Genomic DNA, 24416 nt, shown 5'->3' with positions numbered 1-24416 from the left:
ATAGATCATGATCTTATGAAGTAATTGATCTCCAGATAATTTGTCGTTTTCTGATCTGACTCCAGCTTTTCAAAAACGCTAGTAATGTAGTCGTAAGACTGAGGTATGCCCGGGGAAAGTTCCTGGGTTATGGGTTTGTTTTCACCGTACGAAGAAGTGAATTTTTTCCAGACACCACCCACCGTTAGGGAGGTTTCGGGTAACGTCAATTTGGTTTTACTTTTACTATTAGCCATAATAACCTGATAGGAAGAACCTTCTTCGGCAATTTCGTACACCTGGTATAGATCCATAATGGGTACTATGGTGAACGACTTTCCAACGGGAATCATAATAAAGCCATTTAAATAGGATTTTGATTCCTGTAGTTTGGGAATGCCGGTAATGATCGTACTGGACGTAAGTTTACCTTTTTCATCCGTTCTTAAAGAGGCCAGACGTTGGGGTTTGTATTGCTGATAACAACTCTGGAGCGATTCGTCCAACTTCGACAAAACTTCAGTTTTTCCGTCTCATCAAGTTTGGAAAGAGCCATTTCCAGAAATAAAATCATTTGCTGTTTGGCGAAAAACACACCAGATACTTTAGACAATTCGGCCTGAGTAATGATATCGTCTTCAGCTTGGGTAAACAGGTTATAAAAGTGACCGCCATTATCCAGATCACGGAGGGCTTCTTCAAAGGTAGTGTAAGGCTTAATTTCCTCCATAGGTTAGAATTACAGATGTGGAATGGTAGAGGTCCATGTCGTTAGGCAATATTAGGTAACCACATGAATGCACCCAAGTAACCATTCTTCCAACGCTGGTAATCATGGATGAATGGTAATACCGCAGCCCTACAAATGTCCAGCCTTCAATTCTTGAGCGGCATGGTGAACGGCTCGGGCCGTTAGGGCCATGTATAATAGCGAAGGACTTTGGTTTCCCGTGCTGGTCATGCAGGCTCCGTCGGTTACAAATACGTTGGGCACCGTGTGCATCTGGTTATGAGCATTCAGTACCGACGTTTTCGGGTCGCGGCCCATTCGTACCCCACCCATTTCGTGAATATCCAGTCCGGGAGCCTGCTTGTTATCATGGGTTTCGATGTTCTTGCAACCCGCTTTTTCCAGCATGGCCTCGCTTTCCCGCAGAAAATCCTGCGTCATTTTCTCATCGTTTTCGTCATAACCTACCGAGGTAATGAGCCGTGGAATCCCCCAGGGATCCGTCTGATCCGAACTCAGCCGTACGTGATTACTTACTTTCGGAATGGTTTCGCCCTGCATGTACATGTAAATCTGCCAGGGGCCGGGCTCGGTCATGGCCCGCTTGAATTCCGCCCCAAAACCAGAACTTTGGGCTTCCAATTTTCCTTTGCTTCGGTACGCTCCCAGAAAGGTGGTGAAGCCACCCAGGTAATCAGTATCCTGCGTGTGCAGATTCCGGTAATTGGCAATAATAGCATCGGTAGGATTTCGGCCAAAGTAATACCGATCCGTGAAGCCTGGCATTTCAGCGTGTAGACTGGCCCGGTAGTTGTGAAAAGCAACGTATTTGCCTAACAAGCCGGAGTCATTACCCAGTCCATTGGGAAAGCGGGAAGAGCGGGAGTTTAGCAGAATAAGATTACTGTTCAACGCCGAGGCATTCACAAAAATAATCCGGGCTGAAAAATCAATGGTCTGCCGGGTTTCGGCATCAATTATCCGTACGCCCGAAGCTTTTTGGGTTTGGGCATCGTACAGAATCGAATGCACTACCGAATGCGGACGAATGGTAAGTTTTCCCGTTTTCTGGGCCCAGGGCAGGGTAGAGGATACCGAGCTGAAATAGCCACCGAAAGGACACCCCCGCATGCACAGGTTACGGGCTTGACATTGCCCCCGTCCCTGTTGCCGATGAATTTCTTTAGGCTTGGTCAGGTGAGCCCAGCGGGCCTGCACCAGATGCCGATTAGGATAATTTTTTTTGATGGATTGCTGAAGAGCGGCTTCTACGCAATTCAGCTGAAAAGGCGGCAAAAACTCACCATCAGGCATGGCTTCGATACCATCGGCATTACCGCAAACGCCAATAAAATTTTCGACGTGTGTGTACCAGGGAGCTATGTCTTTGTACCGAATGGGCCAGTCAATACCGTAGCCAAAACGTTGGGGAGCAGTAAATTCAAAATCACTCCAGCGTTGACAGGCCCTTCCCCAGGTCAGGGATTTTCCACCAACCTGATACCCGCGAATCCAGTCAAAAGGCTTTTCCTGAATATAGGGATGATCCTGATCGCGGATGAAGAAATGAGCAGTATCCGAACCAAATCCGGCGGCTTTACTAATGAGCGGATTTTCTTCAAGAAAGGCCTTACTCATCCGACCCCGATGCGGAATCTGCCAGGGATGCAAATGAGCCGTTGGGTAATCTTTGAGATGTTCCACGGAACGACCCCGTTCCAGGACCAGCGTTTTTAATCCTTTGTCACACAGCTCCTTGGCTGCCCAGCCACCGCTGATACCAGAGCCAATAACGATGGCGTCGAATGTAGCTTCTTCTTTCACTAAATACGTATGCTAATAAGTGGTCATATAAACATACTTATTTATTATTGAAATTTAATAAGATAAAGAATAGCTATTTATCGAAAGGGTTTAATCTTCGATTGCCTCAATACCCAGTTGCTTCAGCCGTTCCAAATGATCCTTCATGGTCTGAAGTTGTTCGGGAGAGTGGCTTTGCCAGGCAGTTATTTCACCCACCACCCGAAAGGCATGTTGCGAGCGGTACGATTGGGTAGGGTTTCCTGGAAATTTCTTATCGGTTAAGTTGGGGTCGTCTTCGATGGGGCCGGTGGGTTCAACGATGTATATTCGCTCACGTCCGTCGCCAGCAGCCAGTTCGGCTCCCCAGATGGCCGCATCCAGCGTAGCGGTTAAATAGATGAACTTGGCTTTGTTTCTCTTTCCGTAGTTAGAGTGAAAGCCCGGTTGAATCAAGTCTCCGGTTTTCAGATCGGCTTTGGTGCCGTGGTAATAGGACTTGGTTGTGGATTCGGTGTTTAGGTTCATGCGATTCGGATGGATGACTATTAACGGGGGCGTCACAGACGCCTTTCTCGGGCATTCGCGACGTACTCGCGGACGAACAGGGAAATCTATGTAAAACACATTGAACTAACTGAAGATCAAATTTAATATTTTTAAAAATTATTTTTGTTCATATTTTGATAGGTGATATTTAACAATATACATAAATTAAATAACAGCTACGCTCAGAATACTAAATCAATACTATATTTCTCTATTAGTTTTTAAATATATTTCTAAAAATGGGAAGATTAATATATTATGCTAACTTATATTAAGCTGCTAGTTGTAGTGATTTGTGCAGCTATTTTTTAAAAAAAACTAAGCCAAAAAACAGATTTATTTATCGTTTTAGATGTCTATAAATGAATTATTAATTTTGGATTAAATTTAAGAAGGCTCAATCTTATTTATTGAAGTTTGTATAATTTATGGCGATCAAAAACGTAAAAATTCAATTAAAACTATATTCTACCTGTGCTATTCCATCCTCTTTATTATCTTCGTTTCTGTTGCTTCGGCAGTATTTTATTCTTGCAAAAAAAGTGACGAAAGTACCTCTTTAAATAAGATTAACGTTACATTCAATGGCTTTTCCTATGATGATATTCAGGAAGGTTATGAGTCAAAAATGGCTGCCGGTCGCATTAACAGATCGGGAAAAAATGTTAAAACACTCGATAAAAGAATTTATTGGAAAGACGCTTACTTTCAAAAAATAGAATCCGAATGGAAAATGATTGTTCCCTTCACATTACAGGAAGAAATCTATTATAAGAGTGCAAACGGCCTGAATTTTGCGTACAGCAATATTTCGTTCCTGACCGTTATGAAAAAAAATGGCAACTATATCTATGAAATAGTCACGAAAATCCCGGATGAAGATTACCTGAATTGGGAAGAAGGGAAAAAGTTTTCAGGAACCATTTTCGTGGAGGACATTTACGGAAACTTCATCAAAGGCTTTCAGACGACCGCCGATCAAAAAACTTATCGAATTACAACGGATAATCGGGCGGTCGCACCCAGTATCAGTTATGCGTTTCTACTGACTGGTATAGCTGCGGGAGTGTCCCTTCCTTTTCTCCTGACATGTATTGTACATATATGTACACTCAAAGCACATGCACGGACATAACGGACGGAACAACAACAGACAGTGGTTATGGAACGGTTGGTTCCAGTAGTGGAGATGTTTCATACCCTAATGGACAGGGTAATGGCTGGGGTATTTCTGTCTTAGGGTACCTTTGTCCGCCGACACAGTGGAGCAAAAAGGGATCATCCTGGACAACTCAGGTTAATGGTCTCGGTGCACTGGTCATAAATCCACTTGAAAAAAAAATTATTAATATTGAGCTTTACGCCAACTGTATTACTATCCCTGCGTATAATTTAACTACTGACCAAGCAGGTGTTATCTTTGCTCAGGCTTTTAATGGAGCTAGAGTTGATCTGGCTGCTGAGCTTCAAGAAGGGACAGTTCAACCAAATTCTCTAGATTTGAGAAATGAGTTTATAAGGCTGTTAAAAATAAGCCTTCGTAAAATCAAATCCTCCTCCTCCTTTTCATCTGGCCCCTGTTTAGGCGATGTTTCTCAAAATAAAGCACAGTACGGTTGTTAAAATTAAATTCTAGTGAGTCATCATAAATCTGAGGGGCTCGGGTTCTCAGATTTATTTAACGTATAGACCATGACGTTTCAAGAGAGAATAGATTTTCATTTCAATTTGTTGGATCAAATAAAGAAATTCTATCCAATTGGATTTCCGCTTTTGCGGAACAATTATCCAGGATATGAGAAAGTTGTAAACATTATCAACGATAAGGTTGATCTTGTTTCCGTCAATGGGAGAGGTCCTAAACCATGGGAAAATTTATGCGATTCTCTTAAAGAAACATTTAAAGAGCATGTTATCTACGATCTGAATATCTTTAAAGAACCGAGTCTAAAAGCCGCCATCGAAATAAAATTGTTCGGAGACGAAACGATTGAGCGAAGCGTACACCTTAATATACAGGTATCACTACTCTTACCGGTGTATACAGTATTTATAAATGAAAAATTTGTATCAAAGCCAGATTTTCGTTTCTCAGAGACAGATTTCAATACTCTCAGAAATTATAAATCTAACCTTTATGGGGTGTTTTATCGTCAACAAGTTTCCAAGGAAGAAAATGATTGGATCGATTTAACAAAAAAGCTTGTCGAAAGAGAATACTCCAACTTCTCTTTCATCGATTATTCAGATGTCTGTACCATCATGGTACATGGTGCTATTCCTTCCGAGTTTGAACTGGATGAAGTCTCTAGGCCATATCAGTACCCTCTAAGCAGTTTTCTTTTTGGGTCCGAAGGAGTCTAGTCTTCCCTTATAAGAAAGAGATTGACCAATCGGCAATCTCTTTCTTATAAGGGAAGACTAGACAAGAAGTAATACTAAATCAGATTGCTGATGAAGTATTTTTGATATAAGGGAAACAATTAATAGAGATCACATTTAATAGAGATCACATTTTTAGCCGATGTAGAAAGTTGTTCAAGGGCTTTTTAAATGGTTAATTCTGATAAGTCCAAGGTTTGAAAACTTTGTTTTTAAACGTCTTAGTATTTATTTGAAGAAGTGTTCTAACGGACAGTTGACCTCTGCGATTAAGCTCGAGACATACCGGCGGCGATTTATGAATGTAAGCTTTTTATTCTTAAAAAGATTGGTCTTATGGGCAGTGGATCCATCCGTAATAAACAACGTATTTATGGAACAGTTTCTTGTATTTTCTGGATGAACCAGTCGAAATAGGTACTATTGAGTTGAGGCGAAAAAGGTCAAATCCTTCTCCCGTAAAGGGGCACAAACTCAAATATAGATAAGTGCTTTGGTACCCAATTTTTACTGTAGCTATGCCCCATAGGTGACCATTTTCTCGCTCAGTTACTCCGCGTTTACAACGCGGATTGGAGAGAAGCACGTCCGCGACGTGTCTCATGAATGTAAACCTGAGTAACAGGAACTAATCCCTTCATGCCAGAGTAATCGACTACACTATTAATAAGCTTCCATAACGATGCCCTGCTTAACTGGATTATTAGGAAGATAGGTTAGCTTTTGCCTAAAGAAAGTTTCAGTCTAGCACGGCATCGCGTGGTTGTCGTTTCTCCAAACTTTATAAATTTCTGCCCGCCGACTTCTAGAAGAGCAATCTAATTGACCGCAAGACTTATACATCGAAGTTCACAGTGTCCACTCTCAGTAATTTTGATGGGCTAACTTTTGTTAACTTGATATATCTGCAACCGTTGAACGCTGCAAAAGACTTTACAATTTTCACGAATGCTTCTTTCCATAATTCAATGTCAATAGCTGTATTTTCAATGTATAAATGAATGATTTCGAAAGTTTTCTCTTTTCGATGAGCTTTACAATCCATCCGCCCGATAAAGGTGTCTCCGAATAAGATAGGCAAACAAAAATATCCAAATTGTCTTTTTTCTTTGGGGGCGTAGCATTCAATCTTATAATCAAAGTCAAAAAATTGTTTTATCCGGTCCCGATGAATAATAGCATTATCAAATGGCGATAAAATATGGATATTCGGATTGGTCTTCTGTAACGACTTTTCTAGAAATTCTTTATTCAGAAAAACAGCAGGCATATTTTTAATACTTACTTGTTCTATCGTTCCTGCCCGAAGCATTGATTTTAATACTTTATCAACGTTTTTTCTTATTAAGTCTCCTTTTTTAAGATGTGTAATCTGCCCAATGGTTGTAAATCCGTACGCATTTAAGTAGGTTTTTATTAAATATTCCGCAAACTCAAGGTCAGTGGGTATGGCTGTGCTAATGGATTTTGGCAACACATTTTCTGTAAGGTCATACATTTTTTGCATTCCGCTTCTGCCTGAAATCATTAAATCACCTTGTAGAAAAAGTCTTTCAAGTGCAATTTTTGTTGGTTTCCAACTCCCCCAGCTTCCTGCATTTTTGGTTTCACTTTCAAAATCTCTTGCTTTTTTGGGCCCTTCTGCACGAATAGCGTCTAAAACATATTGCATAACGCTAGGGTTTGCATTGTAATAGTGATTGCTGCTTTGTTTTACCGCCAACATTTTAGGTAATGCAAAACGAAAATCACGCATAGGAAGATAAGATGCCGCGTGAAACCAATATTCAAAAATTTTTCGCTCTTCCACTAATGCGTCTAAATATTCAGTTTTATAATCGGGAATTCTTGTCCAAAGGGTATGATGATGAGCTCGTTCAACAATTGACAAAGTATCAATTTGTAGATATCCGAGATGTCCTAATACTTTAAGAGCGGCATCTTTACCTTTTCCAAAAGAAAACGTCTTTGTTAATCCTTGACTTTCTAATGTCAAAAAACGAAGTTGTGACAAAGTCAATTCTTTCTTCATAACTGCTATACATTACTTGAAAAATACATCTGAGACGTGCCCCCAACCCAAATCTATTCCTTCACCGTCTTCAACTGAAAATTATCAAATACAGCCGTTCCTTCACCCTTGGCAATTACCCCAACCCGAACGGCCCGGTCCCAGGGCGGCAAAAACGCTCCATCGACGGAATCGAATACCTGGGTGTTTTTTTCGTTGATGAGGTATTTGAAGGTAATGTCTTTACTATTCTTTACTTCAGCTTGCAAGACTACCGTTTTAGCACTTGTTATCGGAAGCGTTTGGAGGACTTTATCTTTTCCTTTTTCACGTTTCCAAACGAGCATTTCACCTTTTCGAACAGAAATCCCCAAACCATTATCATCATCTCCGATTAAACTCAAACCACTACTTAACCCCTCTTTTGCTGGCACTTCCACCTGTACCTGAGCGGTATAGTTGCCCGTGTACGTTTTACGGGCCAGGTAAACGCCAGCTTGTTCGGGAATAGCTTTTAACTGAAGTTTTCCTGCCTTGACCTGATACTCGGGGCGATGAAAGACTGACCAGTTCCATTGATTGGAAAAGCTGGAAAAATCATCTTTCACCAATGTAGGTACCTGATTGGTCGTGGCAAGGGGAGTTTTGAATGCTACCCAGCCATCAGGTGTAAATTCGAATTCCCGCAAGACTCCCTGACGACCTGAATAAGCAGTACTTTTCGTGCTGTAGGCATGGTAGAGGAAGTAATACTTTCCGTCTTTTACGATGGGTGTACCATGACCGGGACATTTCCAGTTTTCATCCGAAATCAGAATAGGGTTCCCCGAAAACTTCTCCCAGGGGCCTAATAGATTTTTGGCCCGGGCCACGCCCGAAACGTAAGTGCAACCTTCTCCGCAACAGCCTGCTGCCGCGTAAAAAGCATAGATATATCCACCGTGCCGCATCATCGAGACACCTTCCACCAGGTTGGATTCCCAGGGTTGATCGTTGCGGAATAATTCCTTTTTCTCGCCCAGCAGTGCCGTCCGCTCTTCGTTCATTTCCTGAATCCAAATGGGTGTTGGCTGACGAATACTGTTGCCGTCTTCCTTCCAGATCAGATGTAGTTTACCGTTTTCATCCCGCATCGGAAAGGCGTCAATAGAGCCATCTGACTGGCATACCAACGGCCCGTGATCCTTCCAGGGACCTTCGGGCTTATCAGCACTGGCTACACCTACGCACAGGTTTCCACCTTTTTTATGAGCGGTATAATAGGCATACACTTTACCTTTTTCATAGGAGATTTCGGGTGCCCAGAAGTAATAATCCGCCCAGTCGGGAAGCTTGTTGAAAATATAACCTGCCGTTTGCCAGTGAATTAAGTCTTTGGATTTTAACAGCGGAAATTCTGGAGCCCAGTTAGAAGAAGTAGCCGAAGCCCAGTAGGTATCTCCAATTTTGGTAACGGAAGGATCGGCATGATCGCCCGGAAGAACGGCTTGCTGCTGAGCAAAAGCAGTTACTGAAAGCGTCAGTAACGAGGCAATAAGTAAGGATTTCATAGGTTTAGCATAAACGGATGAACTAGGCATAGCCCATCCGGCAAAAAATAATGGTAAAACTAGTAGCGACTGTCCAATAATGATAGTTAAAAGTAAAATAGGAAGACCGTGAGTTCGTTCGAAAGAACCGTTGAAGGAGACCTCTAGTGCAACATTCCCTCTCGTTCCTACCAATCCTACCTGTCGTTATCCTCGCAAGCAAAGCAATCGGGAAGGTCCAATTTCCAGGTAATGCTACATCCTTTGCCTGCTATTTGAAAAAACATTATTCAAGATAAAACAAGCCCAGTTACTTTGCGGGGACAAATTCTGCCTCTGCCATGGTTGTACCTCCTAAATACAGTTGGTTTCGATTATTGTTTGTCTGGAAAGGTTCTATTATTGAAAAAATCTATCCCAGGCTGATCGGTCTCTTTCTTTTCTGCTGCGTCATTGTATACTTGCGGGGAGAAATTTTTGACTATAAAATCGCCCTCAACCCAACTCCTTTTTCTTTGATTGGCGTGGCGGTTGCTATCTTCCTCGGTTTTCGAAATAGTGCCAGTTATGACCGTTTCTGGGAGGGTAGAAAACTCTGGGGGGCCTTAGTGCGGGAGAATCGCTCGCTGGCCCGGCAGGTGACCACGCTGACGGGGTTACCTATGCAGTCCAACGAACTTTCGGCTTTTATTCACTTGCAAATTGCGTTTGTCTATGCCCTGAAACACCAGTTACGGTCCACAGACCCACGACCTGATTTGGAGCGGAACTTACCCGAATCTTTAGTAACGCAGGTGATGCAGGCTCGCTTCAAACCTATTTTTCTATTACGGGAAATGGGCTTCTGGCTTCAAGAACAACGGCTAGCCGGAAAGCTGGATTCAATTACCCTGACCACCATTGACCATACGCTTAATCAGCTTTCGGCCATTGTAACGGGCTGCGAACGTCTCGTCAACACACCTATCCCTTATACGTACAATGTATTACTGCACCGTACGGTTTATATCTATGGCTTATTATTACCCTTTGGCCTGGTTGATTCGCTGGGCTGGATGACGCCCGTTATTGTGGTTTTTATCGGTTATACCTTCATCGCGGTGGATGCCATCGGCAGTGAAATTGAAGAACCCTTCGGCACCGAACCCAATGACTTGCCCCTCAACGCGATGTGCCAAATCATCGAAGCCAGTGTATTGGAAACCATTGGGATAAACCTTCCGGTCAATACTAGTTTTTCCTCGAAGTTGATTGTGGATTAGTGACAAAAAGCGACTGTACCCGTTGAAGACTATCCGTGCAGATAATGTCGGCTCCGGTAAGAAGAGCGTCCTGATACTGAGCTTTTGCTTCAGCAAAAGGCAGGTGATCCACGGTATTATTAGCTCCCCAGGAAGTCATGATTCCCATTTGGTGAATGCGGTCATAAAAGGCTGCTGGCTGAACTTGCGAAGGAGTTAAGGCCACAAGGTTTTTGTAAGGAATGCCGGATGTAGTGATGGCATCAATCGCTTTTGCATCATTGAAACCCAGAGCAATCATTAAGGAGGGGTATTGCCGATGAAGCTTCTGAGCTTCGGCCACGGTATAACAAATAACAACGACATCGGTAATCATCTGGTGTTTGACCAGCGTCTGCATCAATCGTTTCGGATCCGTGCCGGGTTTCATGTCCAGAAAAAGAACTATTTTATGCTTAGCGAAAGTCAGTAATTCGTCCAGCTTAGGAATTCGCTGGCCTTTTAATACCCGACCGCGTTCGTCTTTCAATTCCAGTTTTCGTAATTCCTGATACGTGAAATCATTCAGATTTCCTTTTCCCGTCGTAGTTCGCTCTAGGGTAGCATCGTGCAGAAGCATAAGCACGCTGTCTTTACTCATGCGTACATCAATTTCCTGGGTAGCACACGGCGATAGTTGATAGGCGTGTTGCAGAGCCGCCAGCGTATTCTCCGAATACCCTGAAACCGGGGTCGTTCGGTGAGCCATGATGAGCTTTTTATTCTTTTCCCACTTAAAGTACTGTTGAAGCGGCTCGTTTTTTTTACGGCAGATAGGCTGGAAAGCAGGGTGACCCGTCAGTAGTATACAGGTCAGAAAAAGAAAGCGAATCATGATCTGAGAAGAAATTTTAGCAAAAGACGGTATTCTTTTTCAATTCCTTAGTTTTACTTCCATCCATACATGAATTAACTAACGCTCCTTCTATCTACGATGAAACAGGTATTACTAACGGGTGGAACAGGATTAATCGGAACCCGACTAACGCAATTGCTTTTCGAACGCGGGTATAGCGTCGCTTACCTGACGCGTGGCAGCAAGAGCGAAGCAAAGATTGATCCCAAAGTCAGGCAATACCGCTGGGATGTGCGTAAGAATATGCTGGACGAGCAGGCTTTGCTCGATAGCCAGTACCTGATTCATCTGGCCGGAGCGGGCATTGCCGAAGGTCGCTGGACGGAAGAACGCAAACGGGAGATCATTGACAGCCGGGTGCAGACTATTGAGCTTATTACCCGAAAATTAAAAGATTCAGGACATCGTTTTGAATCGTTTGTCTCGGCTTCGGGCATTAGTTACTACGGAGCAGACACCGGAGCAGAACGGATTTCGGAGCAACACACCCCCGGCGTTGATTTTCTTGCTGATGTAGTAATCAAATGGGAAGCGGCGGCTGACCAACTACAGGCTCTGGGCATTCGTACCGTAAAACTACGCACGGGCATTGTGCTGGATACCAAAGGCGGAGCCTTGAAAAGCTTTCTGATTCCGGTACGATTGAACATCGGTTCACCGCTCGGTAGTGGTGAGCAGTTCATCAGTTGGATTCATACCGATGATCTTTGCCGGATGTACATCGAAGCCCTGGAAAATGCTTCGTGGACGGGGGCTTATAATGCCGTTGCTCCCAATCCGGTAACGAATGAAGAGTTGGTGAAAAAAACGGCGGCTGTTTTACATAAACCTTACTGGGCTCCGAATGTACCGGCCTGGGTATTAAAGGCCTTATTTGGGGAAATGTCGATTGCCGTTTTAGGTGGGAATTATATTTTGAATCAACGCATTCGGCTGGAGACGGATTTTCAGTATGAGTACCCGGAATTAGAGCCAGCTCTAAAAGCTATTTTGACTTAGTTTGAGCAGGTACTTGTAGGCTGCGGCTACAACCGTAATGCAGGTAATCTCAAACGCTAATCTTCTGAAACGATGGTTTGGTTTATTACGGGTTGTTCTTCCGGCTTTGGAAAAGAACTGGCCCGACAATTACTTGAGAAAGGCGAGCAGGTGGTAGCCACCGCCCGCAATCTGGATAGTCTTCAGGATCTGGATTCTGAAAAGCAGTTACTTAAGCTTTCCCTGGATATTACGGATCAATCTGCCGTGGAATCCGCAGTGAAGGAAGCCATCAGCCGTTTTGAGCGGATTGATGTGCTGATCAACAATGCCGGGTACGGCTTGGGAGGAGGACTGGAAGAAGCTAGCGACGAGCAAATTCGGGCTCAGTTTGAGACAAACGTGTTCGGAACCATTCAAGTAACAAAGGCCATCCTGCCCCTGATGCGTGAGCAGAAAAGTGGTTATATTCAGGTACTTTCGTCCATTGCAGGCTTAGTTTCAACCCCTGGCTTTGCCTATTACAATGGCTCTAAATTTGCTCTGGAAGGCATGTTTGAAGCTTTACAACAAGAGGTAAGACCTTTCGGTATCAAGGTAACCATCGTGGAACCCGGCCCTTTCCGTACGGAATTCGCCGGATCATCCATCAAACTGGCTGACCCGATTCCAGCGTACGCAGAAACGGCGGGGAAAATTCGTAATTACTTTGATAAAACGAATGGGAATCAGCTAGGAGATCCCGTAAAGGCCGCCGAAATTTTGATTGGTCTGGTTGAAAGAGATGAGCCTCCGCTGCGATTACTACTGGGCAACTGGGCCGTTGATCGCTATACTCAAAAGCTCGAAACCGAACTGAAACACATCAAAGCCTGGGAAGAGTTAAGCCGATCAGCGGATTTTGATGACTAAGGTACTGATGATGAGTAGTATTTTTATGGATACATTTTCTTGACAACTTGTCTCGAAAATGTATCTTTGTTTATATACTCAACTGGAAGGTATGAAAACGATGACTGTTGGTGAAGTAAAAGCCCATTTTTCGGAAGTATTAAAGGAAGTAGAAGCAGGCGAACGAATCGCTATTACTTTCGGAAAAAAACGGGAGATTAAAGCTTTTCTGGTGCCCCGAAAAGAAGATATGAAACCTCGTACGCTGGGTATTCTTCAGGGAAAGGGAAAAGTGGTTTTCAAGGATGCTTACCAAATGTCGGACGAGGAATTGTTGGGATGATTAGTTACCTGTTGGATACACACGCACTCATCTGGGCTTTAACCGAGCCTGAAAAGTTATCCAGAAAAGTCAGAACCGTTCTGGAAGACCCGTTGAGTTCGGTTGGTGTGAGTGCTATTTCTTTCTGGGAAATTTCCATCAAATACGCTCTGGGAAAGCTGGAGCTGGAAACCCTCGTGCCGCAGGACTTTCATCAAGCTTGCCGGGAAATGCGGTTTGACATCGTAGAGCTTTCCGCCGAGGAAGCTTCCACCTACCATTTACTCACCGCCACGCATCACAAAGATCCTTTCGATCGGATGCTGGTTTGGCAATGTCTTACTAATAATCATATCCTCATCAGCCAGGATGAGGATATGAAGAAATATGTTTCTGAAGGGTTGAAGGTCTATTGGTAATCACGCTTATAAGTCTCTTCTGATCCCGAGACCAACGCCTACCGTCATGGGCCGGATTTGCATGTAATCGCCCTCTCTGATCCCGCCCATCAGGCTTTTCCGGGCGAAGGCTTTCAGGTTAAGCGAGGTTTTCTTGAAAATCCGGTAGTTGGCTCCGATGGCGGCCTGCGTACTTGTATTGATGTTGCGATAAACCCCATCTTTCGGCCCATATTCAGCCGGCGGAATATCTTCATAGCTATTATCGACCAGAACGTTCTTCAGGAAGAAATCCAGCGTTAATCCCGCCGTAGCAAAGTAATTCAGACGCTTTTCTGGGCGGAAATTGTAACCAATACTCACCGGAACAGACAGGAAATCAAACGAATACCGGAATTGATTGGTACCACCAACGGATACTGAATTGAGGTCGTTTGTTGGATTGCTGGGAGACGGAAAATTCAATTGGTTGGTTCGAGAGTTCTTCTGGGTTGATAGTAACTGGTTATATAACGTATTCCGGTAATTGCTACCAGTCAAAATAATATTGTTATTCATAATGGAATGGCCTTTCAGGTATTGGGCACCAGTTTCCAGGTACCAGTGCCGGGAAAGGCGGGTCCCTCCCGTAAGCTCAAGCAAATATGAAATATGCGAGCTGTTACGATACGTATTCGTTTGAGGTTGGGCCGTTGCCAGGGATAGTCCACTATAGGCAGGAGCATAGGAATAAAAGGCAGACGTATATTGACCACTAGTAGAAACGGCCGGGTCGAAATTAGCCCAGGAAGCATGGAAAGCAATCCAGTGCTTCGATAGTGGTAAGTTTGACTTGGGCTTTACGAGAAGGGCAGGAGCCGTCGCTATGGCTGGTGAGGTTAACTTCTTGCCAACCGTATATAAAGTCCAGGACTTACCTTGAGCATCCTGTAAAGTAATCGTTTCCTGTTTCTGAAGTGTTAAAGGTTGCGATTTAGCAGGGGTAGTTGAGGCAGTAGGTTGGATAGAAAAAGTGGGTACGGTTGAAGGTTGAGAATAGGGACGAGTTATCGCCTTTTCCGACCGCTGTTGGGTTGAATTAGGGAGTACTAAATTGGTTTTCTTACGGGTAACTCGCTTGTCAGTCTGGTTTTCATTACCTGCCAATCCCGCCTTTTTAGACTCCGATCCAGAAGATAGGAAAGGCTCCTCTACTTTCAATGTAGCGGAAGAAGAATGCATACGGGTAGCTGGTTCCGTAGTTGCCCGAGCAGGGACCTTCGGAGATTCACTAGTTACTTTTCCGTGGGCAGACTGAGCCAGTACCGGGCGATTTTTGGTCATAGGAGTGTTATTGGACTGGGAAAAATACCACCAGCCCAAACTGCCTACTAAGAAAAGAAGCACCGTGCCTATCCAGAATAAGGGCAGGCCCATGGGTTGCTCGGGCGGAAGTTTCTGCTCAAGGCGATCCCAAAGCTCGTCCGAAGGAGATTCGGAAGCTTCTTCGAACGCCTTACGCCAGCGTTCTTCAAAATCGTTAGGTTCTTGCTGGCTCATGTCCAGGAAAAATTCATGTTAATGTCTGTTTTCAGCGATGCGGTGGTTTAGTAACATCTTTTGCATCAGAGTTTTAGCTCTGCTGTATTGTGATTTTGAGGTACCTTCTGAAATATCCAGTAAAGTGGCGATTTCCTGGTGTTGATACCCTTCAATGGCATAAAGGTTGAAGACTGTTCGGCAGCCCGGCGGTAACTCTTGTACTAGTAATAAAAGGTCTTTCCATTGCAGGTCATCGGTCATGGTGGTGGCCACTTCCTCTTGCACGTGTTCCAGTTCTTCGGCAAAATGATAGCGGCGATTATCCCTTAAATAATTCAGAGCGGTATTAACGACAATGCGTTTAATCCAGGCTGCTAAGGGAGACTCAAACCGGAAACTGTCTATCTTTTCGAATATTTTAATAAACGATTCCTGCAATACGTCCTCGGCTTCATCCCGACTTTTGACGTACCGTAGGCATACCACCAACATCCGCCCAGCGAACGCGTCGTATAAACGACGCTGCGAGACGCGATCCTTTCGGCGGCAGCCAGTTACCAGTTCTTGTTCATCAAAAGTCATTTGTAAAGGTTAAGCCATGTCTTGTTCCTCCGAAAACAGGACACGAAGGGTTGAAAAAGGGTTGGAAGGCGTATTAAATTATTTTATAAAACGTGTATCGCAGGTATTCATTCTATTTTTGTGGAATTAAATCAGTTGTATCAAGTCAAAACTCACCTGTCGCTCTGGAGCGGACGGAAGTTCATGTTAAACCTGATCTAGTAAAAACCGTGTTGACCGTCTAAAGCAGAAGAATCCTGCTATCAGTGCGAATGATGAATGACTATGAGAAAAAGCTTCTGACGGAAGTTCAGTTAGCTATCCATGAAATTGAAGCCGTATTAGGGACAACTTTCAGTTTCACAGAAATGGAAGATAATGCACTCCTGGTTCAGGCTGTAGGGGAAGAATTGAAAATTATAGGAGCGGTAGTTTCTGAATTAAATCGAATGAATAGCTCTTTCTTACGCATGAATCAACGCGTGGTGGAAGTAGCTAGGGGCATTGAAACGGATGATGGACGTATAACGCTCGATGATATTACGTGGGTTTTGCAAAATGATTTACCACTTCTGAAAGAAGAAGTGCAACAACTTTTGATGCAGGAATGAAAGAGAAAATAAAACAATTAGCCGGAAAATACGCTGCTGAATTTGTAGCTAATCGTCGGCATTTGCACACAAATCCAGAATTGTCTTTTCAGGAATACGAAACCCAGAAGTTTGTAGCCGAACAGTTACGAACCTTGGGCTTGGCTCCGCAGGCCATGGCGAATACTGGTCTGGTGGCTTTGCTGGAAGGTAAAAACCCATCCAAAAAAGTAGTAGCTCTACGGGCGGATATGGATGCTCTGCCCATTCTGGAAGCCAATGATGTGTCGTATAAAAGCACTAATCCCGGCGTGATGCACGCCTGCGGTCATGACGTACATACGGCTTCGTTGCTGGGGGTAGCCCGTATTCTGACCGAGCTGAAAGACGAGTTTGAAGGAACGGTTAAGCTGGTTTTTCAACCCGGTGAAGAGCTGGCTCCCGGTGGAGCTTCGATGATGATTCGGGAAGGCGTGCTGGAAAATCCTACTCCTCAGGGAATGATTGGGCAGCACGTTGCTCCGCAAATTCCTGTGGGTAAAATCGGTTTTCGGGAAGGCATGTACATGGCTTCAACGGATGAGATTTACCTGACGGTTAAAGGAAAAGGTGGGCACGGAGCCGCTCCCGAATTGGGCGTGGACCCCGTGCTGGTAGCTTCGCATCTGATAGTCGCTTTGCAGCAGATCGTTTCCCGGAATCGTCCCCAGAATTCACCTTCGGTGTTATCCTTTGGCCGGGTCATTGCGAACGGTGCCACAAACGTTATTCCTAACGAAGTCAAGATTGACGGAACGTTCCGTTGCATGAATGAAATCTGGCGGGAAGAAGGCTTGCGTCGAATTCAGAAGTTAGCCGAAGGCCTCTGCGAAAGCATGGGGGCGGAATGCGAGGTGCGAATCGTTCGGGGGTATCCTTATCTGGAAAATCATCCCGAATTAACCCGCCGTTTGCGGGCGGAGGCCAGCGAATACATGGGCGAAGAAAACATCGTCGATCTGGACATCTGGATGGCAGGTGAAGACTTCGCGTTTTATTCCCAGGTAACCGATTCCTGTTTCTATCGTCTGGGGACGCGTAACGAAGAACGTGGCATCGTATCAGGAGTGCATACGCCTACGTTCGATGTAGATGAACATTCGCTGGAAATCGGAGCGGGCTTAATGAGCTGGCTGGCTCTTCAGGAACTCGCCGTGTAGAATAGTTGATAGTTATGGGTTGTTAGTTGTTTGAAAACTAATTAAAAATAGTTGAGGGTGGTTCGTTTCGGAAAACCGAAATGAACCACCCTCAACTATTTTACTACCATCAATAACTATAAAATAGTGCGGAACAGGATGAACAGCGTTCCTGCCAGAATCATCGAAACGGGTAAGGTTAATACCCAGGCTAAAACGATGTTACGAATGGTGCTGGCCTGAAGGTTCTTAATTCCTTTATTGGCCACCATACTTCCGGCAATACCCGAAGAAAGTACGTGTGTGGTCGATACGGGTAAGCCTAATCCAGAGGAAAGACCAATGGTCCCGGCGGCTACTAACTCGGCACTGGCTCCCTGAGCATACGTCAGGTGTTGCTTTCCAATTTTTTCACCTACGGTTACGACAATACGTTTCCAACCTACCATCGTACCTAAACCTAAAGAGAGAGAAACCATCAGGATAACCCAGGTCGGAGCATATTCCGTGTAAGATTTTAAGCCTTTCAGTGAAGAATCCAGCGTAGATACTTCGTCACGGTTGAGCGTTAATGCTCCGTCTTTTTGAATTTTAGATAAATCTCTGGCAATCAGAAGAATGTCTTTGCGAGATTCTAAACGTAACTGAGGAGGAATCTTTCCATTGGAAACTCTCAGTACACTATCAAGGTCAGAAATACTGGCTTTCACTACCTTCAGACGTTCCTGATCTACAGCTGCCAGACGAGGTTCTTCAATGTGATTAACCAATTGCTGAATCTTTACCAGATTCGTCTGCATGTGGGACGTATCCTTATTGGCATCCAGTGCAAAATAAGCAGGAGTAATACCGATCAGAATCAACATGATCAGACCCACGCCTTTCTGTCCATCGTTCGAGCCGTGGAAGAAACTTACGCCCGTACAGGTCGCCACCAGAATACCGCGAATCCAGCCCGGAGGCGACTGGTTTTTCTTAGGTTCCTTGAAAATGATGTCATTCTTGATGGTTCTTTTCAGGATAAACATCAGAATGATAACCAGGCTAAAACCCACCAGTGGAGAAAGCAGGAGGGCGAAACCCGTTTCTTTTGCTTTGTCCCAGTTAACGGAACTAACGCCTGATACGTTTTCGGGTAATAAAGAATAAGCCAGACCTACGCCGAGGATGGAGCCAATCAGCGTGTGTGAGGACGACGAAGGAAGACCAAAATACCAGGTGCCGAGGTTCCAGATGATGGCACTAATCAGTAGTGATAGTACCATCGCCACGGCATGATAGACATTTTGGTCGATTAGCAGTTCAACGGGAAGGAGATTGACAATACCCATTGCGACGCTGATGCCTCCGAAAAATACACCAAGGAAGTTGCAGAAACCTGACCACATAACGGCCACGTTAGGTTTCAGGGAGTTTGTGTAAATAACAGTAGCTACCGCGTTGGCCGTATCGTGAAATCCATTCACGAATTCGAAGGCACACGCACAAAAGAGGCAGATACACAGAAGAAAGAAAATTCCAGTCTCTAAGCCAAACATAAGGAGTTAAGGGGGCTATTTTGACGCGAAGCTACGCAAAGGGATTAAGCCTAATGTTAAGGAATTGTTAAGAGTATCTGAATGAACAGGCTTACCCTCTGCTAAGAAAAAAGCTCTAACGATTGGTGAACTTGCTTTTGACCAATCGTTAGAGCAAAGATCAGGCGAATAATCCAGCTATCCTTCGGATTGGTGCCGGAAATACCGAATTTTTATTGGAAGAACCAAAAAATATATTCCAACTAAGTTTTAAGCATTTTGTTCGGCTCTACGTAAAAATAGTTTCACGAAGGCGAAAACTTAGGCTGAAACCGTAGCAGGAGCCGTCTTGGTAGCCAACTGGCCGCAAGCGGCGTCAATGTCTTTTCCGCGACTGCGACGAACGGTAATCGGGATATTTTTCTGCTCAATGAAACGGGCAAACTTAGATAGCGTTTGCGGATCCGTGTTTTTATACTGAGCGTTTTCAATGGGGTTATACTCAATGATGTTGATGTGAGCGTTGGGAATGTGCTTGGCAAAGTTCCAAAGCTCCTTGGCATCCTCAAGCGAGTCGTTGAAGTTGTAAAACAGGATGTACTCTAGCGTAATTTTATTACCTGTTTTGTTATAAAAATACTTCAGAGCATCTTTCAAAGCTACTAGCGTATTACTCTCGTTAATCGGCATAATCTGATTCCGTTTGCTGTCATTAGCTGCGTGCAGCGAAAGAGCCAGATTGAATTTTACCCCATCGTCACCAAGTTTCTGAATCATCTTGGCAATGCCAGCAGTACTCACCGTAATACGCTTGGGCGACATGTTCAGCCCTTCGGGAGAAGTAATGTGCTCGACGGATTTAAGAACGTTGGCGTAATTCAGCAAAGGCTCGCCCATACCCATGTACACGATGTTGGTCAGGGGTTGGTTGTAATTCTCTTCTGCCTGGTTTTTAATGGCTACCACCTGATCATAAATCTCGGCAGGGTCGAGGTTCCGTTCCCGATCCATGTAACCCGTTGCACAGAATTTACAGGTTAAAGAACAACCCACCTGACTCGAAACGCAGGCCGTCATCCGATCATCGGCGGGAATTAATACGCCTTCGATCAATTTCCCATCAAAAAGCTGAAAAGCGGATTTGATGGTCTTATCACTCGAAATCTGTTGCTTAGAAACATGAATCGGTCGAATTTCGAAATGCTCGGCAAGGACTTCCCGTGTCTTTTTGGACAGATTCGTCATCTCATCAAAGCTGCGGGCCGACTTCTTCCATAACCACTCTAAAATCTGTTTGGCCCGGAAACCCTGTTCTCCGTGCTCGACCAAAAAGGTCTTCAGCCCTTCCGCTGAGATTTTCCGAATATCCTGTTTTTGTATGACTGTGTGTTCCATTGCTCGAAATCCTAATTCTTTGCCCAACTGCAATCTAACTCATTGGGTTCCAATTCTATACTTAATCTTTCCGTAACTGATCAACTTTTTCAATCAATCGGTCACTTTTGGGAATGGCATCCGACACCTTGTCCATAACTTTTGGAGCAAAAGGACGGATAATGGGGTAAACGTAACTTCCCTTCATCTGTTCGCGATTAGGGTAACCTACATTCAGAGCATTCAGTAACCATAAAAAAATGCTGATACCGAAAGCATACGTAAACAAGCCCACAACGGCCCCAGCCATACTATCGAAGCTACCAAAAATGGTATAACGCATACTTCGCCGAAGTAGCCATCCGAAACGATTGATGGTGAAAATGACCAGCACAAAAATACTGGAAAAGCCCAGGTATGGCAGAAACTTTCGACCAATGGTTTCGCCCACATACGGAGCTACAAAGGCAATGGCTTCATTTAATAGCTTGAATCCAAGGATAATGGATACGGCAAAAGCAATAACTGCAATAATCTCGACCAATACGCCCCGCCGAAATCCCGTATACGCTCCGTAGGCCAGAGGTATTAGCAACAACAGGTCAAGAAAATTGAAATTCATTTAGGTATGGGTAGGGTTTGAAAATAGTTTGATTTTGGGTTTGAGCAGGTTTGATTTATGGATATATGATGGGGTTTGAACTATAATTCGCCAAATCATTGCCGTCATTATGGGTACGCATTTGTAACGTAAAGAACCGCAGGCAACTAGCCATCTGGGTTAATTTTTATGTAGAGACGCGATGAAGTCGCGTCTGGCCGGGAAATGAAAATTATTTAAATGGTAACATCCGCCCTGGTTGGTTTCCTCACCAAACCCTATGCTTTTAGTAAGGGCTGGTGAGGAAACCAGCCAAGGCGGCAGTAACCAAAGCCGCTTCTACCCAGCCGAGATACCGTCGCTTATGGATTATAATTTACTCTCACAGCTATCCAGAGTGAAACTTCCGCATCACCGTTTTCTTGCTTCATTCGAGAGAACGGCTGGTGAAATAGTAACGTTTAACGGCTTTAAACCTTATCAAACAACGGTTCAAACCTGCCCCAAACCAAAACCTCCTCCAACTACTGTAATAATTGCTTCACTGCTGCTGAGATGGCTTTCCCTTCGGCTTTTCCGGCCAGCTCTTTCGTGGCTACGCCCATAACTTTGCCTAGATCGCTGGGGCCGCTGGCACCTACGCGTGCAATGATTTCCTGCAAACGAGCTTTGAGTTCGTCCTCAGTTAGCATTTTTGGTAAAAACTCTTCAATTACGGCTACTTCCGCAAATTCTTTATCGGCTAACTCCTGACGACCGTTTCCGACGTACATTTCCGCCGAATCCTTACGTTGTTTCACGGCTTTCATCAGGATTTTCATTTCCTGATCGGAAGTTAGTTCGTGAGCAGTTCCAGACGTTTCTTCTAATAAAATGGCTGATTTAATAGCCCGCAACGCCAGTAAGCGTGACTGATTTTTCGCGAGCATCGCTGATTTAATCTCAGCTTCGATGGTTGATTTTAAAGACATAACCTAAAATTCAGGATTGATCTATAAAGATTTAAAAAGATTTCCCGCAATATTTGATGCGTTATTTAGAACTGTTCTTGCTAAAGAAGAGTTCTCTACCCTGCAAAGTTACAAAATCTCAACCGCAGAAGGGGCTTTCCTGTGCTAGCACCCCTGCATATCATACGATTTATGCCTACTCGTCTTTCGGTAAATATTAATAAAGTAGCTACGCTGCGGAATTCCCGCGGAGGTAATAATCCGGATGTTATTAAAGTGGCCCTCGATTGCGAACGATTTGGAGCCGAAGGAATCACCGTTCACCCGCGTCCCGACGAACGTCATATTCGGTATCAGGACGTACTGGATTTGAGCAAAGTATTAACAACGGAGTTTAACATCGAAGGAAATCCCACGGAGCAGAAATTTGTTGATCTGGTTCTTCAGGTAAAACCGGCTCAGGTAACGATGGTACCCGACGTGCTCGGAGCCGTTACTTCTAATGCAGGTTGGGATACCCTGGCTAATAAAGCGTTACTGACGGATTTGGTTAAGACCTTTAAAGAAGCGGGCATTCGTACCTCCATTTTTGTGGATGCCGACGTCGCAATGGTAGAGGGAGCCGCCGCCGTTGGAGCAGATCGCATTGAATTATACACGGAGCCCTATGCTCATCAATATTCACTCGATCAGTCATTAGCATTAACGCCATTCATTAAGGCGGCAGAACGGGCCAATGAATTGGGTTTAGGTATTAATGCCGGGCATGATTTGAGTCTGGATAACCTTCGCTATTTCCAGCAGAACATTCCAGGATTACTGGAAGTATCCATCGGCCACGCCCTGATTTGTGATGCTTTGTATTACGGTTTGGAAAACACCATTCAGTTATACCTGCGGGAAGCAAAAGCAGGCTTGATTTAATGGATAATTTAGAAGCTGTCTAAAATTTAGAATCGAAGACCTTATTGCGAATCAGGGCTTCCGCAGGCTTAAAGGATAACGGTAGGTGGAACCTGTCTTATCATAGGAATGGGATGGAATCTCGCACCAGTGGAGTTTATATAGAGGAAAACCTAGATATGATCCCTGTCATCTCGAACGAAGAGAGACCTTCTGTGGAATGGGGCGGAGCGGGTTTAGTGGAGCTACCGCATGATCCAACAATCTCGAAAAAGATCATAAGATTCTTCGCTTCGCTCTGAATGACAGACGTTGATAATCAAGTAATGATGTATGCTTCAGGTATGAGATAATGATCATTGCTAAGCGTGTCCTCTCATTGTCCCCGGATTTCATCCGGGGACAATGTTATTAAAAGCGAAATTCCCGCAGTCGCTCGGCTCTGGCCGAATGACACCTGGCTCTAGGCCTCTGGCCGGTAGACTACGAACCAGTAGGGGGGAAGAGACCAACTTTTCTTTTCACAATCAAAACAGGCGTTACGAACATCGGACAGAACCGAGCGACGGCGAGGGAATCTGTAATGTAATAAACGTAGTTTGGCCTAAAACTTTTGGTTTTGAAAGGTAGAGACGGGACTTTATCGCGTCTGGGTAAGAGACGGTTTTGGTTACTCCTGCCCTGGCTGGTGTCTTCACCAGCCCTTACTAAAAACCTAGGGGTTGGTGAGGACACCAACCAGGGCGGAAATAAGATAGAAATAGATCTTCCCGAAAGGCAACGTGCTCCGGGCACAGCGTGCCTCGGTTTAAATTTTTGGGAAGTTACTAAAGAAAAAAGCTCTGAATTCTCAGAGCTTTTTTACTGACTTATGGTCAATACTCCTCTCGTTGAGAAGTACTTCAATTGTTGTTGTAAGGAAAAGACCCGCCGATGAAAAGAAACGTTGGAAGGTTTCAAAACTATTCTGGTAGATAGCCCTCCCGCAAGCTTTTAAATAAACTCAAACCTAGTCCAGCTATTCATTCAATTCAATCCAGTACCCATCTGGATCTTGCAGAAAGATTTGACGAATGCCATCGGGACGGGCTTTGGGGCCTTTGAAAGTTAGATTTTTGCTTTTGAGGAAAGCCTCTGTTTCATCCATATCCGCAATTTTCACCGCGAAATGATTCTTGCGAGAGCCTAATACTTCTCCATTAACTACCTCCGTACGGTTTCCTAATAAATGTAACTGCTTAGTACCGCCGAGGCTAAACCAAGCTCCCGGGAAATCAAACGCGGGGCGGGGTAATACTTCCAGCTCTAAAACATCCCGGTAAAAGGCGATACTCGTTTCGGTATCGGCGACGTATAAGGCGACATGATCCAGTTCAATAATATGCATAGATGAAAGGCGATTCAGACCAGAATCTACAGGTCGGTGATAAAAACTTCACAAACATACAATCTTCCGGCTGGACGGGTAAATTTTAGGTTAGGTCTATAATTCTACCCTACTTTTAAGCATTGT

General features: G+C 44.4%; 25 protein-coding genes. 11 read left to right on the top strand and 14 right to left on the bottom strand.

Annotated elements, in window-relative coordinates; genetic code table 11:
• Positions 1 to 5: 5 nt before the first annotated feature.
• The 4 genes from QE390_RS04605 to arr form a co-directional block, all read right to left on the bottom strand.
• Positions 6 to 494, bottom strand: coding sequence for a hypothetical protein (locus QE390_RS04605; protein ID WP_307141281.1), 489 nt, complete (start codon positions 492 to 494; stop codon positions 6 to 8).
• A complete protein-coding gene (locus tag QE390_RS04600) occupies positions 425 to 709 on the bottom strand; it encodes a hypothetical protein (RefSeq protein ID WP_307141280.1) in 285 nt (94 codons plus the stop codon). Before QE390_RS04600 ends, QE390_RS04605 begins: the two co-directional genes overlap by 70 nt.
• Positions 710 to 838: 129 nt before the next feature.
• The gene (locus tag QE390_RS04595; RefSeq protein ID WP_307141279.1) at positions 839 to 2533 is read right to left on the bottom strand and encodes a GMC oxidoreductase; all 1695 of its coding nucleotides are present in this window, start codon (positions 2531 to 2533) and stop codon (positions 839 to 841) included.
• Between the two features lie 90 nt (positions 2534 to 2623).
• Positions 2624 to 3040, bottom strand: coding sequence for an NAD(+)--rifampin ADP-ribosyltransferase (arr, locus tag QE390_RS04590; RefSeq protein WP_307141278.1), 417 nt, complete (start codon positions 3038 to 3040; stop codon positions 2624 to 2626).
• Positions 3041 to 3689: 649 nt separating this feature from the next.
• Between arr and QE390_RS04585 the strand changes: the two genes are divergently transcribed.
• From QE390_RS04585 to QE390_RS04575, 3 genes are all read left to right on the top strand, one after another.
• A complete protein-coding gene (locus QE390_RS04585; protein WP_307141277.1) occupies positions 3690 to 4196 on the top strand; it encodes a hypothetical protein in 507 nt (168 codons plus the stop codon).
• A complete protein-coding gene (locus QE390_RS04580) occupies positions 4166 to 4684 on the top strand; it encodes a hypothetical protein (protein ID WP_307141276.1) in 519 nt (172 codons plus the stop codon). Before QE390_RS04585 ends, QE390_RS04580 begins: the two co-directional genes overlap by 31 nt.
• Before the next feature lie 69 nt (positions 4685 to 4753).
• Positions 4754 to 5425 (top strand): hypothetical protein, encoded by a 672-nt coding sequence (locus QE390_RS04575; RefSeq protein WP_307141275.1) that lies wholly within the window; start codon positions 4754 to 4756, stop codon positions 5423 to 5425.
• A gap of 853 nt (positions 5426 to 6278) precedes the next feature.
• Here QE390_RS04575 and QE390_RS04570 read toward each other — a convergent pair.
• Both QE390_RS04570 and QE390_RS04565 read right to left on the bottom strand, forming a co-directional pair.
• The gene (locus QE390_RS04570) at positions 6279 to 7475 is read right to left on the bottom strand and encodes a winged helix-turn-helix domain-containing protein (RefSeq protein ID WP_307141274.1); all 1197 of its coding nucleotides are present in this window, start codon (positions 7473 to 7475) and stop codon (positions 6279 to 6281) included.
• A gap of 53 nt (positions 7476 to 7528) precedes the next feature.
• Entirely contained in the window at positions 7529 to 9004 is a 1476-nt protein-coding gene (locus tag QE390_RS04565) for a glycoside hydrolase family 43 protein (RefSeq protein WP_307141273.1), read from the bottom strand.
• Between the two features lie 320 nt (positions 9005 to 9324).
• On the opposite strand from QE390_RS04565, the gene QE390_RS04560 reads away from it, so the two are divergent.
• Complete coding sequence (locus QE390_RS04560; protein ID WP_307141272.1) at positions 9325 to 10245, top strand: bestrophin family protein; 921 nt, start codon at positions 9325 to 9327, stop codon at positions 10243 to 10245.
• Here QE390_RS04560 and QE390_RS04555 read toward each other — a convergent pair.
• Positions 10214 to 11098, bottom strand: coding sequence for a glycerophosphodiester phosphodiesterase family protein (locus QE390_RS04555; RefSeq protein ID WP_307141271.1), 885 nt, complete (start codon positions 11096 to 11098; stop codon positions 10214 to 10216). The genes QE390_RS04560 and QE390_RS04555 overlap by 32 nt on opposite strands.
• A gap of 99 nt (positions 11099 to 11197) precedes the next feature.
• Here QE390_RS04555 and QE390_RS04550 point away from each other — a divergent pair, with 99 nt between their 5' ends.
• The 4 genes from QE390_RS04550 to QE390_RS04535 all read left to right on the top strand — a co-directional run bounded on the left by QE390_RS04550 (position 11198) and on the right by QE390_RS04535 (position 13729).
• On the top strand, positions 11198 to 12118 hold the full coding sequence (locus tag QE390_RS04550; protein WP_307141270.1) for a TIGR01777 family oxidoreductase: 921 nt from the start codon (positions 11198 to 11200) through the stop codon (positions 12116 to 12118).
• A 72-nt stretch (positions 12119 to 12190) separates the two neighbouring features.
• Positions 12191 to 13009, top strand: coding sequence for an oxidoreductase (locus QE390_RS04545; RefSeq protein ID WP_307141269.1), 819 nt, complete (start codon positions 12191 to 12193; stop codon positions 13007 to 13009).
• A gap of 91 nt (positions 13010 to 13100) precedes the next feature.
• Positions 13101 to 13331, top strand: coding sequence for a type II toxin-antitoxin system Phd/YefM family antitoxin (locus tag QE390_RS04540; protein WP_307141268.1), 231 nt, complete (start codon positions 13101 to 13103; stop codon positions 13329 to 13331).
• 11 nt (positions 13332 to 13342) lie between these two features.
• Positions 13343 to 13729 (top strand): type II toxin-antitoxin system VapC family toxin, encoded by a 387-nt coding sequence (locus QE390_RS04535; protein WP_307141267.1) that lies wholly within the window; start codon positions 13343 to 13345, stop codon positions 13727 to 13729.
• A 6-nt stretch (positions 13730 to 13735) separates the two neighbouring features.
• Here QE390_RS04535 and QE390_RS04530 read toward each other — a convergent pair whose 3' ends face one another.
• Positions 13736 to 15247 carry an outer membrane beta-barrel protein gene (locus tag QE390_RS04530; RefSeq protein ID WP_307141266.1) on the bottom strand — a complete coding sequence of 504 codons (1512 nt, stop codon included), beginning with the start codon at positions 15245 to 15247 and terminating at the stop codon, positions 13736 to 13738.
• Positions 15248 to 15265: 18 nt separating this feature from the next.
• On the bottom strand, positions 15266 to 15811 hold the full coding sequence (locus QE390_RS04525) for an RNA polymerase sigma factor (RefSeq protein WP_307141265.1): 546 nt from the start codon (positions 15809 to 15811) through the stop codon (positions 15266 to 15268).
• A 251-nt stretch (positions 15812 to 16062) separates the two neighbouring features.
• Here QE390_RS04525 and QE390_RS04520 point away from each other — a divergent pair, with 251 nt between their 5' ends.
• Both QE390_RS04520 and QE390_RS04515 read left to right on the top strand, forming a co-directional pair.
• On the top strand, positions 16063 to 16401 hold the full coding sequence (locus tag QE390_RS04520) for a hypothetical protein (RefSeq protein ID WP_307141264.1): 339 nt from the start codon (positions 16063 to 16065) through the stop codon (positions 16399 to 16401).
• Positions 16398 to 17579: a M20 family metallopeptidase gene (locus QE390_RS04515; protein WP_307141263.1), complete on the top strand. Its 1182-nt coding sequence runs from the start codon at positions 16398 to 16400 to the stop codon at positions 17577 to 17579. Before QE390_RS04520 ends, QE390_RS04515 begins: the two co-directional genes overlap by 4 nt.
• Before the next feature lie 116 nt (positions 17580 to 17695).
• Here QE390_RS04515 and QE390_RS04510 read toward each other — a convergent pair whose 3' ends face one another.
• The 4 genes from QE390_RS04510 to QE390_RS04495 all read right to left on the bottom strand — a co-directional run bounded on the left by QE390_RS04510 (position 17696) and on the right by QE390_RS04495 (position 22021).
• Complete coding sequence (locus QE390_RS04510; protein WP_106637741.1) at positions 17696 to 19096, bottom strand: inorganic phosphate transporter; 1401 nt, start codon at positions 19094 to 19096, stop codon at positions 17696 to 17698.
• 300 nt (positions 19097 to 19396) lie between these two features.
• A complete protein-coding gene (gene rlmN, locus QE390_RS04505; RefSeq protein WP_307141262.1) occupies positions 19397 to 20470 on the bottom strand; it encodes a 23S rRNA (adenine(2503)-C(2))-methyltransferase RlmN in 1074 nt (357 codons plus the stop codon).
• Between the two features lie 61 nt (positions 20471 to 20531).
• Positions 20532 to 21071 (bottom strand): CvpA family protein, encoded by a 540-nt coding sequence (locus QE390_RS04500; protein ID WP_307141261.1) that lies wholly within the window; start codon positions 21069 to 21071, stop codon positions 20532 to 20534.
• A 503-nt stretch (positions 21072 to 21574) separates the two neighbouring features.
• Positions 21575 to 22021: a GatB/YqeY domain-containing protein gene (locus QE390_RS04495; RefSeq protein ID WP_307141260.1), complete on the bottom strand. Its 447-nt coding sequence runs from the start codon at positions 22019 to 22021 to the stop codon at positions 21575 to 21577.
• A gap of 171 nt (positions 22022 to 22192) precedes the next feature.
• Here QE390_RS04495 and QE390_RS04490 point away from each other — a divergent pair, with 171 nt between their 5' ends.
• The gene (locus tag QE390_RS04490; RefSeq protein ID WP_106637744.1) at positions 22193 to 22924 is read left to right on the top strand and encodes a pyridoxine 5'-phosphate synthase; all 732 of its coding nucleotides are present in this window, start codon (positions 22193 to 22195) and stop codon (positions 22922 to 22924) included.
• A 997-nt stretch (positions 22925 to 23921) separates the two neighbouring features.
• Here the strand turns inward: QE390_RS04490 and QE390_RS04485 are convergent.
• On the bottom strand, positions 23922 to 24290 hold the full coding sequence (locus QE390_RS04485) for a VOC family protein (protein WP_106637745.1): 369 nt from the start codon (positions 24288 to 24290) through the stop codon (positions 23922 to 23924).
• Positions 24291 to 24416: the final 126 nt, after the last annotated feature.

Origin of the sequence: Siphonobacter sp. SORGH_AS_1065, assembly GCF_030818595.1 — a bacterium.
In the GTDB taxonomy this organism is placed as follows: Bacteria; Bacteroidota; Bacteroidia; order Cytophagales; family Spirosomataceae; genus Siphonobacter.
This window is presented reverse-complemented; position numbering and strand designations above follow the sequence as displayed.

What these genes read in the sequence shown, in the direction of transcription:
- QE390_RS04600 (WP_307141280.1), bottom strand. Translation starts at nt 709, where the DNA reads ATGGAGGAAATTAAGCCTTACACTACCTTTGAAGAAGCCCTCCGTGAT.
- arr (WP_307141278.1), bottom strand. Translation starts at nt 3,040, where the DNA reads ATGAACCTAAACACCGAATCCACAACCAAGTCCTATTACCACGGCACC.
- QE390_RS04585 (WP_307141277.1), top strand. Translation starts at nt 3,690, where the DNA reads ATGGCTGCCGGTCGCATTAACAGATCGGGAAAAAATGTTAAAACACTC.
- QE390_RS04580 (WP_307141276.1), top strand. Translation starts at nt 4,166, where the DNA reads ATGTACACTCAAAGCACATGCACGGACATAACGGACGGAACAACAACA.
- QE390_RS04575 (WP_307141275.1), top strand. Translation starts at nt 4,754, where the DNA reads ATGACGTTTCAAGAGAGAATAGATTTTCATTTCAATTTGTTGGATCAA.
- QE390_RS04570 (WP_307141274.1), bottom strand. Translation starts at nt 7,475, where the DNA reads ATGAAGAAAGAATTGACTTTGTCACAACTTCGTTTTTTGACATTAGAA.
- QE390_RS04565 (WP_307141273.1), bottom strand. Translation starts at nt 9,004, where the DNA reads ATGAAATCCTTACTTATTGCCTCGTTACTGACGCTTTCAGTAACTGCT.
- QE390_RS04560 (WP_307141272.1), top strand. Translation starts at nt 9,325, where the DNA reads ATGGTTGTACCTCCTAAATACAGTTGGTTTCGATTATTGTTTGTCTGG.
- QE390_RS04555 (WP_307141271.1), bottom strand. Translation starts at nt 11,098, where the DNA reads ATGATTCGCTTTCTTTTTCTGACCTGTATACTACTGACGGGTCACCCT.
- QE390_RS04550 (WP_307141270.1), top strand. Translation starts at nt 11,198, where the DNA reads ATGAAACAGGTATTACTAACGGGTGGAACAGGATTAATCGGAACCCGA.
- QE390_RS04545 (WP_307141269.1), top strand. Translation starts at nt 12,191, where the DNA reads ATGGTTTGGTTTATTACGGGTTGTTCTTCCGGCTTTGGAAAAGAACTG.
- QE390_RS04540 (WP_307141268.1), top strand. Translation starts at nt 13,101, where the DNA reads ATGAAAACGATGACTGTTGGTGAAGTAAAAGCCCATTTTTCGGAAGTA.
- QE390_RS04530 (WP_307141266.1), bottom strand. Translation starts at nt 15,247, where the DNA reads ATGAGCCAGCAAGAACCTAACGATTTTGAAGAACGCTGGCGTAAGGCG.
- QE390_RS04525 (WP_307141265.1), bottom strand. Translation starts at nt 15,811, where the DNA reads ATGACTTTTGATGAACAAGAACTGGTAACTGGCTGCCGCCGAAAGGAT.
- QE390_RS04520 (WP_307141264.1), top strand. Translation starts at nt 16,063, where the DNA reads ATGATGAATGACTATGAGAAAAAGCTTCTGACGGAAGTTCAGTTAGCT.
- QE390_RS04515 (WP_307141263.1), top strand. Translation starts at nt 16,398, where the DNA reads ATGAAAGAGAAAATAAAACAATTAGCCGGAAAATACGCTGCTGAATTT.
- QE390_RS04510 (WP_106637741.1), bottom strand. Translation starts at nt 19,096, where the DNA reads ATGTTTGGCTTAGAGACTGGAATTTTCTTTCTTCTGTGTATCTGCCTC.
- rlmN (WP_307141262.1), bottom strand. Translation starts at nt 20,470, where the DNA reads ATGGAACACACAGTCATACAAAAACAGGATATTCGGAAAATCTCAGCG.
- QE390_RS04500 (WP_307141261.1), bottom strand. Translation starts at nt 21,071, where the DNA reads ATGAATTTCAATTTTCTTGACCTGTTGTTGCTAATACCTCTGGCCTAC.
- QE390_RS04495 (WP_307141260.1), bottom strand. Translation starts at nt 22,021, where the DNA reads ATGTCTTTAAAATCAACCATCGAAGCTGAGATTAAATCAGCGATGCTC.
- QE390_RS04490 (WP_106637744.1), top strand. Translation starts at nt 22,193, where the DNA reads ATGCCTACTCGTCTTTCGGTAAATATTAATAAAGTAGCTACGCTGCGG.
- QE390_RS04485 (WP_106637745.1), bottom strand. Translation starts at nt 24,290, where the DNA reads ATGCATATTATTGAACTGGATCATGTCGCCTTATACGTCGCCGATACC.